At 62.2% G+C, this 8,311-nt stretch carries 12 protein-coding genes and 1 pseudogene; 11 read left to right on the forward strand and 2 right to left on the reverse strand.

The window, feature by feature from the left end; all coding sequences use genetic code 11:
* The 4 genes and pseudogenes from JOZ76_RS06735 to JOZ76_RS06750 all read left to right on the forward strand — a co-directional run.
* Nucleotides 1-818, forward strand: a pseudogene (locus JOZ76_RS06735) (methylase); the annotation flags it as partial.
* On the forward strand, nucleotides 818-1,876 hold the full coding sequence (locus JOZ76_RS06740) for a DUF7146 domain-containing protein (RefSeq protein ID WP_291697847.1): 1,059 nt from the start codon (nucleotides 818-820) through the stop codon (nucleotides 1,874-1,876). The pseudogene JOZ76_RS06735 and the gene JOZ76_RS06740, both read left to right, overlap by 1 nt.
* A gap of 342 nt (nucleotides 1,877-2,218) precedes the next feature.
* Nucleotides 2,219-3,142 carry a DUF2493 domain-containing protein gene (locus tag JOZ76_RS06745; protein WP_291697848.1) on the forward strand — a complete coding sequence of 308 codons (924 nt, stop codon included), beginning with the start codon at nucleotides 2,219-2,221 and terminating at the stop codon, nucleotides 3,140-3,142.
* A 311-nt stretch (nucleotides 3,143-3,453) separates the two neighbouring features.
* The gene (locus JOZ76_RS06750) at nucleotides 3,454-3,759 is read left to right on the forward strand and encodes a hypothetical protein (RefSeq protein ID WP_291697849.1); all 306 of its coding nucleotides are present in this window, start codon (nucleotides 3,454-3,456) and stop codon (nucleotides 3,757-3,759) included.
* Here JOZ76_RS06750 and JOZ76_RS06755 read toward each other — a convergent pair.
* Entirely contained in the window at nucleotides 3,723-3,950 is a 228-nt protein-coding gene (locus tag JOZ76_RS06755) for a DUF736 family protein (protein WP_291697858.1), read from the reverse strand. The genes JOZ76_RS06750 and JOZ76_RS06755 overlap by 37 nt on opposite strands.
* 366 nt (nucleotides 3,951-4,316) lie before the next feature.
* Here JOZ76_RS06755 and JOZ76_RS06760 point away from each other — a divergent pair, with 366 nt between their 5' ends.
* A complete protein-coding gene (locus JOZ76_RS06760) occupies nucleotides 4,317-4,637 on the forward strand; it encodes a DUF736 domain-containing protein (protein ID WP_291697850.1) in 321 nt (106 codons plus the stop codon).
* A 187-nt stretch (nucleotides 4,638-4,824) separates the two neighbouring features.
* Here the strand turns inward: JOZ76_RS06760 and JOZ76_RS06765 are convergent, their stop codons facing one another.
* Entirely contained in the window at nucleotides 4,825-5,079 is a 255-nt protein-coding gene (locus JOZ76_RS06765; protein WP_291697851.1) for a helix-turn-helix domain-containing protein, read from the reverse strand.
* A gap of 202 nt (nucleotides 5,080-5,281) precedes the next feature.
* Here JOZ76_RS06765 and JOZ76_RS06770 point away from each other — a divergent pair, with 202 nt between their 5' ends.
* The 6 genes from JOZ76_RS06770 (at nucleotide 5,282) to JOZ76_RS06795 (ending at nucleotide 7,977) form a co-directional block, all read left to right on the forward strand.
* Nucleotides 5,282-5,575, forward strand: coding sequence for a DNA -binding domain-containing protein (locus JOZ76_RS06770; protein ID WP_291697852.1), 294 nt, complete (start codon nucleotides 5,282-5,284; stop codon nucleotides 5,573-5,575).
* 148 nt (nucleotides 5,576-5,723) lie between these two features.
* Nucleotides 5,724-5,918 carry a transcriptional regulator domain-containing protein gene (locus JOZ76_RS06775; protein ID WP_291697853.1) on the forward strand — a complete coding sequence of 65 codons (195 nt, stop codon included), beginning with the start codon at nucleotides 5,724-5,726 and terminating at the stop codon, nucleotides 5,916-5,918.
* Between the two features lie 58 nt (nucleotides 5,919-5,976).
* The gene (locus tag JOZ76_RS06780; RefSeq protein ID WP_291697854.1) at nucleotides 5,977-6,498 is read left to right on the forward strand and encodes a DUF2285 domain-containing protein; all 522 of its coding nucleotides are present in this window, start codon (nucleotides 5,977-5,979) and stop codon (nucleotides 6,496-6,498) included.
* 129 nt (nucleotides 6,499-6,627) lie between these two features.
* A complete protein-coding gene (locus JOZ76_RS06785) occupies nucleotides 6,628-6,906 on the forward strand; it encodes a helix-turn-helix transcriptional regulator (RefSeq protein ID WP_291697855.1) in 279 nt (92 codons plus the stop codon).
* 100 nt (nucleotides 6,907-7,006) lie between these two features.
* The gene (locus JOZ76_RS06790) at nucleotides 7,007-7,471 is read left to right on the forward strand and encodes a DUF2840 domain-containing protein (protein WP_291697856.1); all 465 of its coding nucleotides are present in this window, start codon (nucleotides 7,007-7,009) and stop codon (nucleotides 7,469-7,471) included.
* Nucleotides 7,468-7,977, forward strand: coding sequence for a S26 family signal peptidase (locus JOZ76_RS06795; protein WP_291697857.1), 510 nt, complete (start codon nucleotides 7,468-7,470; stop codon nucleotides 7,975-7,977). The genes JOZ76_RS06790 and JOZ76_RS06795 overlap by 4 nt, the downstream gene beginning before the upstream one ends.
* Nucleotides 7,978-8,311: the final 334 nt, after the last annotated feature.

The following is an 8,311-nucleotide window of genomic DNA, read 5'->3' on the forward strand; positions in this document are numbered from 1 at the left end:
TCGTCACCGATCGGCGGACCATCTATGTTCATTCTCAGATCGGCGCCGAGACCCGGCTTCTCACAATTGCCCAGCGCGAACGCAATCATCCTGTGACCCTGGATGAGGCCCTCGGCCGACTTTCCGACCATCGTGCCGTCGTGCTGATCAATGAGCGGTCGGGCCGCGCCGCCGTACAGGTCCCCTCGCCAAGCTTCATGCTCGATGACGGCGAGATCGAACGGCGCGTCCGGCTGATCCGACCGATGCAGCAGCACAGCCTTCCGCTGAAGACGATGGCGGAAAGCCATTGGGTCGAAGCTGATCGCGAGCGTTTCAGCGCGGCTTGGCAGAGCGAGCTTGCAGAGGTGCCTGAGTTCACGGAACGCACGATTCATGTCGTAGCGGGCTTGTTGCTGCCGATCTGGAAGCGGCTGCCGAACGAATCGACGCGGGTTTACCGGCTGCGGACCGACGCCGGTGAGCGCGTCATCGGCCGCAAGGTCTCGGCAGCCTGGGTCGCGAATGTCCTTAGCTTCGATGCGCCCAAGCTGGCCCCGGACACCGCCTTTGCGGCGCTGTTGGAGGGCCGGACCGTCCTCGACCTCGCCGAAGGCCTCCAGCTCCGCCGCGTCCGGGTCATGGGCGCATACCGTATCGAATTGTCGGGATTCACCGACGCGATGCGCGATCGACTGCGCACCTACGGGCTCTTTGGGGAGATCATCTCCTGGAAGCTGCGCATGTTCGTGCCAACTGACGCGAGCGGCATCGAAGTGCTGGCGAAGCTGCTCGAGCAGTACCCAATCGAGCGCATCGCCGAACGGGAGGCCGCGTGATGCCCCGCGACGCCTCCGAACTGGCGCATCGCCTCGCGCGCGAGGCCGAGGCGGTGTGCCGCCACTATCTCTCCAATGGCAAGCGCGAGGGGCGCTATTGGCTGGTGGGCGATGTCCAAAATACACCGGGGCGCTCCTTGTACGTGCGGCTCTATGATTCACCAAGGGGACCTGCAGGTAAGTGGACAGACGCGGCGACTTCAGAACACGGCGATTTGCTCGATATCATCCGCGAAAGCTGCGGACTTCACAATTTCCGTGATGTTGCCGAGGAAGCGCGACGATTTCTGAAACTGCCTCGTCCCAACCACGAGGTCGCCCCCAAAGTCGCGCGCCCAGCGGTGCAGCGCGGATCGCGCGAGGCGGCCGGCCGGCTCTTTGCAATATCGCGCCCGATTGACGGGACTCTCGTGGAGCTTTATCTGCGCCGTCGCGGTATCGAGGAGGTGCACCACGGCGGCAGCCTGCGTTTTCAGCCGCGCTGCTACTACTACCCCCATGATCAAGATACGCCCGAGATCTGGCCCGCGATGATTGCCCGCGTCACGGATCTGGACGGCACGATCACCGGGGTACACCGCACCTGGATCGATCCCGAGGGTTTTGAGCCCCACCGTCTCGGCAAGGCGCCGATCGACACCCCTCGACGCGCGATGGGCGATCTGCTGGGAAATGCCGTACGATTCGGGGTAGCGGAGGACGTACTCACCGCTGGCGAGGGCATCGAGACAATGCTGTCGCTGCGCTTCGTGCTGCCGGCAATGCCGATGGCATCGGCGCTTTCGGCCAATCACCTCGCTGCCATGTTGCTTCCGCCGGGTCTGCGCAGGCTCTACATCGCCCGCGACGCCGATGCTACAGGAGACACGGTGCAAGCTGTTCTACTGCAACGCGCCGAAACCGCCGGCATCGAAGCAATCCCGCTATCGCCTCGGCTGGGCGACTTCAACGAGGATCTGCACATCTTTGGCCTCGATGCCCTGCGAGCAGAGTTGCGCAGACAGCTCGCACCGGAGGATATCTCGCGCTTCCTCCTACCTGTGACCACCGTCGTATAGCTGCGATTGGCTTGGACCGACGTCGACAGATCGGTCACGGCGGAGCCATGCCGGAGAGGCGCGCCCACGGCCTTCTAGAGGGCGATCGGACGGCAGGCGGAGCGGGCAAGCAATGGCTGAGGTGCGGCTATTTTCCGCCGCGCGCCGCCAATGAGAAGACGATCATCGATAACTGAATGGCGCGCTTTGCATCGCGAAGCAAAATAGCCGCACCTCAGCCATCCTCCGCTGAAGCTTCGGCTCTTCGCCTTGCTCCGGGTGCTGGCCCGTTCCGCCCGCCGTCTGAGTGATCGCCACGAAGGCCGCGATGGGCGCGGCAGATCCGGCGAAGGACCTCATCCCATGACCGATCACGACGACATCGAACCACCGCACGCGGCATCTCCGACCGACCACGTCGTCACTGAACTGCAGCTCTTTGGCTACCGTCCATTCGACGACGATCCTGATCCGCGTCCGCTGCCCGAGGGCAAGATGATCGCCGGCGCCATCGCCGACATCTTCGACGCCCTGGTTGCGACCCTAAGCGATACGCGGCTCGAACCGGACCTTCCGGATCTGCTGTGGTCGACCGTCAATCTGTTCCACCGTGCCGCGGATCGCATCGGACGCGAGCTCGACGACAACGAGCAGGCGCAGCACAAGAGCCAGCGCGAACAGAACGGCTCGGAAGTACGATCGGTCGAACTCGAGCGCCTGACGGCCGAAGGCATCACGCTGATTGAGCGCCGCAATTGCCTGGAGCTCTTCCGCGATCAAGCCATCGAGCACTTTGAGCTTCACACCGGCGCGGCCTGGCGCCCCCGATCGGGATCACTGGTCAACCACCGAGCGCTCACCGCGGCGATGATCGACTCCCGAGACTTCATCGCTGCCAAACGCCGCGCCGAGACCGAGGTGATGTTGCCACCGGGGCCGAAGATCGCACTCACTGGCGGCCTCGGCTTCAATGACCACAGGCTGATCTGGGAGCGTCTCGACAAGGTTCATGCCAAGCATCCTGAGATGGTCTTGATTCACGGCGGCTCGCCGAGGGGCGCCGAACTGATTGCCTCCAAATGGGCGACCGCCCGGAAGGTCCCACAGATCGCATTCAAGCCGGACTGGACGAAGCACGCGAAGGCGGCGCCATTCAAGCGCAACGACGCCATGCTCGAACTCCTGCCGATCGGCGTCATGCACTTCCCGGGTACGGGAATCCAGGACAACCTCGCCGACAAGGCAAAACGCCTCGGCATCGCCGTCTGGAAATTTGGCGACGCATGAGCGTCGCCATACACCCTTCCGACGCCACCCCGGCGGAGTTGCATCGCCGCAACTCCGCCTCGTTCCGATCGTATATCCAAGGATGCGCCGCGGTGGTGGTGGAAGGCGCGACCGTTACACCTATGTGCACGGAGCCACCACCATGCTCGTTCTTGGACTCCTCCTCAACACCGTTGGCATTGGCTTGTTCTGCTGGCTGATCTTCACGCTGGCGGTATACGCTTTGCCGCTTTTCGTCGCAGTGAGCGTCGGCATTCCATGGTGGTGCCGGTGTGCTTGGCGCGCCGCTGGTTGGCATCTGCGCTGGCGCCGTGGCGCTCGCCATCGGACAAACCGCGTTCGCAATGACACGGTCCGCGATTTTGCGCGCAGCAATTGCGGCCGCGTTCGCCATCCCGGCGGCCGTGGCCGGCTATCACGCCCTTCTCGTCATGTCACAGATCGGAGTGCCATCGCTGGCTTGGCGCCAGGTCTTCGCTTACCTCGGCGCGGCCTTCATTGGCGCAACGGCGTGGACACGCTTGACCGTCTTCGCGGAGCCCCGCCCATCGGAATCGGGCAGGCTGATGGAAAATACGTCTCATTCCGTTCTCACGGCAGCCGCGCGCGAGGGATAATCTTCAGCACCATTGTCGTCGAATGGATTCGCGTAGATCGGCGCGCTGAACGAGAGGCATCGAGCTTGAGCGAGGAGGTATTCGCTCCCATTCTTGGTGCGCTTCGGCCAGGCTGCTCCTATTTCCACTTTACCCAGATAGATGCGGTGGCTCGGAGCATTCTCGCTCTCCGCCGTTTCCGAGCTGACGATAGCGCCGTTTGCCGCACATTGTTTCTTTCTCTACCCCCAAACGTTCCGACCTCTTGTGTTGCCGAGCCGAGACCCGCCACGTCTTCTCCCGGGATGTTGCTTCAGCACGCGGACGCACCTGGCCTCTTGATGGCTTGATCTGGCCGAAGACCGGCTGTGCCTCGATCGTCTGAGCCGCAACGCCGTCGGCGCGACTTTCTTCCCCTGGGCTTACGCCCATTCCTCGCGAGGCAAGAAAGTCGCTCCGCCAGCGTCCTCCGCTGTGCTGCGGTCCGAAGGCGGGTGCGTCGCCGATCGTCTTCGGCCTGTCCATCGCCATCGAGGCCGCGGTGGTCGCGGGCTCGAAACACAAACAGGAGAAGTGACATGGCGAATATCGGTTCCTTCAAGAAGGTTGGAAACGACTTCCAGGGCCAGATTATTACCCTCAGCTTGCAGGCCAAGGGCGTCCGCATCGTCGCAGAAACGAGCCGTACAAGCGAGAATGCCCCGAGCCACCGCATCTATCTGGGTAAAGTGGAAATAGGAGCAGCCTGGCCGAAGCGCTCCGAGGAAGGACGCGACTACCTGTCGCTCAAGCTCGACGATCCCTCGTTCAATGCGCCGATCTATGCGAACCTGTTCGACGACGAGGGCGGTGAAGGCTACACCCTGCTGTGGTCGCGCCCGCGCAAGACCAGTGAGTAGACTTAAGCACCGCTAAGCCCCGCCCGGACTGCTCGGGCGGGGCTTCAAAGCCGTCAAACAGCGACGAAAACCAGGCAGAGCACGCTGACGCTAGAGCTGCGCGGCCAGTTGGCGCGGTGACGCTCCGGCCGGCCAGCTCTGAATCGTTCGACTGCTGGCAAAGGAGTGTGCTCGCACAATGCGAGTTTTACTTTGCGGAGCAGGACGAATTTCGTCCCTTCTTGCCTTCTGGAGTCGGGCGCGTGAGCAGATCCGACGCTTCGACCCCAAGAACCCGCGCAACCCGGTCCACCACGTCCACGCCGGCCGAATAGCGGCATCTTTCGATCGAGCTCACATAAGTGCGATCGATTTTCGCGCGATGCGCCAACTCTTCCTGCGACAAGCCGCGCGCCTGCCGAAGCTTCCTCACATTCAGCGCCAGGACCTCTCGGATCTTCATGACCGAAAAGCCAGCGCCTTGAAGAGTATTTCTCCACGGAGTATTCTCTACAAACGCGCAGATGGACGCTCTTGGCCTGCGGTATCCGAAGAATAATTGATCGCTGGCATGCAGAAATCCTGTGGACCAGTCGACGTGTCGGTACGAAAATGACTTAAGTGTGCAGTCAGGATCCGCCGGGTCGAAGTTTCTAAGACCATAGGTGTTTCAAGTGGTGCCGCCGCATAATCCAAAAGTTGCAGATCTGGCGCCCGACGAGCCGGTGCTTACGCCGTACGACGAGCAACACGCCGTCACGTACATGCGTCTTCTCGACGCCGAAGCGGACGACGCCGACTGGCGCGAGGTCGCGCGCATCGTTCTGAATATCGACGCAGCCCAGGAGCCTGATCGCGCTCGTCGTGCGTTCGAGAGTCACCTCGCTCGCGCGAAATGGGCAGCCCGCCACGGCTATCGTCTCCTGCTTCAGCGCGGCTGGCCGAAGAATGAAAAATGAATGCTGTTTGAAGCAAACGTGGCTTGTTCTTGATGCTCGATCGCGAAAGCAAATCGAGTGATCGGCTTGACAAATTAGACGCAACCTTAAATCGTCACATTTGTTGTGCTGCAATTCCTCTGTTTTTGTGCAGTGAGGAATGCGTACGATGTCAGCGTTTGATTGGAGATCAGAGCCCGCCTACGACAAGGTCCACGATGCGGAGACGATGGACATCGCCTGGGAGTGGCTACGCCGCGACGGCGAGTATCAAGCAGCCTACAGCCGGCTGACCAGCGAGCAGCGATCCGGTGGAATGACTGACGATTTCCGCGATCTATGGGGGCTGTCTTTTCGCGGCTGATCCGCGAAAGGCTTTCGACAAACAAGCTATCTTCTGGTCGCCCGAGGCTCTGCCGACGGTGCTGCCGCTCCGCGGGATCGTCACGCCTGCAGTGTCCAGCCGCTATCATGTCGACCTGACCGGGTTGCCGGGTGGCGAGCTCCGCCGTGCGGCCGATGGTTGGCATGCCATCGTGTCGCTGAGAGGGGCGAACCATCGCCTTTGGCTCCAGGAATTGCCGCCCGGCGGCGCATCATTCGCGGTCGAACTGCAGCTCGATTCCAACTTCGACATTCGCGCGCAGGCAGCACATCGATTCTGGTCGGCGCTCGAAGAGCGGCCGCTCGGACCTCCACTTCTTCCTCTCCCTGTCAAGCGTCGCCAGCGGCTGATCCTCGCAATGCGCGCGCTGGACGGATGGTTGGAAGGAAACAGCTATCGCGAGATCGCAGCCGGACTGTTTGGGCGACACCGGATACCCGACCTGGGCTGGAAAACCCACGATCTCCGCAACCGCACCGTACGCCTGGTCAAAACGGGGCTTTCCATGTTGCGCGGCGGATACCGCGCCTTGTTGCGTCGCCCATCCCGGAAGAAATAGCCGCGTCCAGGGGTATCGAAAACCCGCCCCCCCATCTTCGGCATCCCCCTTTGCGGCTCTGCTCCGCCATTGTGCCCGTCGACGCGCCGCCGACTTCGGTGGCGCTCCACACGACGACGGAGCTTTCAGATGTCCGATTCGAACGCCGCCTTGCCGCCGCGATACCTGCGCACGCCCGAGGCCGCCCGCTTTCTTGGTCTATCCGGCCGCACGATGGAGAAGCATCGCATCTATGGCACCGGCCCGACCTACCGGAAGCTGGGCGGCCGCGTCGTCTATGCGCTCGATGACCTGAAGGCGTGGGCCGATCGCGGTACCAAAACATCAACCGGCGATCCCGGCGCAGATACGGTCCTGCCCGCCAAACGTCATCCGCCGATCCCGTACGCTGGCAAGGAGCGACGCTGACCGATGTCGGATCGCAAAGGCTGCGTGAGGCTTACGCTGACGGCGCAGAGTTTCGCGAAACGGCTCTCATTTCTCCCAAATGCAAACATCGAGGTTCATCGTGAACGACGTCACCACGGTTGAGCTCCTGTGGCTCGACAAACGTATTGAGAACCGGATTCGGTTCGGTCACCCGGTGTCGGAGCGAATTCTAGATCGTGGTCGCCGGGTCCTGTCCTTCGCTCCGGGCAGCATCTTCGCTTTCGTGCGCTGGACGTCAAATGACTTCGGAACAGTCCTGTCTCGCGTCGATATCTTGCGCGCGGCGACACCCGGACAGCGATATTCGACGATCCCGTGGATCAGTCCAGGCGGCGACATCCTGCTTCGACTGTCTGGCTGGCCGAAAGTCGAGCGGGTGCTGCAATTGATCGATGCGGTTGAAGCACTCAACATTGATCCCGTCGATGTCGCGCCCGATTATTGGCACCACATTCACAACCGTCTGTCAGTCAACGAAACACCTCGGCCGTACACCCGCTCGCGTCACGGCGCCTGGCTGCGTCGCCGGAGGATTGCATCATGAATGCGCGGTGCGGGCCAATTCTGGCCGCGCTAGGGACGACCACCCTTCTCCTCTCAACGCTCGGGGGAGCATCACCGCGCTACATATGGAACGCCTCGAACAGCGTCCCGATCGGTCTCTATCTGCTGCAACCGGCGACAAGGTTGACTGTTACCGAACTCGTCGCCGTTCAACCACCTGAGCCGCTCGCCACCTTCCTTGATCTGAACGGCTATCTGCCGATTGGCGTTCCCATGCTCAAACGGGTGCTGGCGCTGCCAGGCCAAACGGTCTGCCGAGAGGCGCTCACCATCATTGTCGATGACATCAAGATTGGAGAGGCGCGCGAGCGCGATGGCCGCGGCCGCCCGCTGCCGGTCTGGCAAGGATGCCGCATTATCGGCGAAGGCGAGCTCTTTGTCATGAACTGGCAGACGGCGAACTCCCTGGATAGCCGCTACTTTGGGCCGATACCAGCATCCTCTGTTATCGGCCGGGCAGTCCCGGTGTGGACCGGCGAGGAGTGACGATGCGCTCCATTCGCCGTCAATCGTCCGGCTCGGGCTCATCCCGCCGGCCCTCCACCCTTCCTTCCCGGCCTGATCTGAGAGCAGCCACGCGGTCATCCCGCCCACAGCAGAAGAATCATAGCCATACATGGGCATTGTCGACAGCCTGCCTGCGTTCACTCCGCGCGACGGCACGCGTCGTTGCTACAGTCACGGCATTGGTGTGCCCGATCGCGCCTTTACCCTTCTTCGAGGGAGTTGCATGTGCACAGAACGCCTCGCGCGGGGAACCCGCCGATCGGCTTGCCGAGTTCATCGCCGAAGCGTCTGAGCGTTTTGTCGTTCCGGCGTG

The organism is Bradyrhizobium sp., assembly GCF_019244115.1.
In the GTDB taxonomy this organism is placed as follows: Bacteria; Pseudomonadota; Alphaproteobacteria; order Rhizobiales; family Xanthobacteraceae; genus Bradyrhizobium.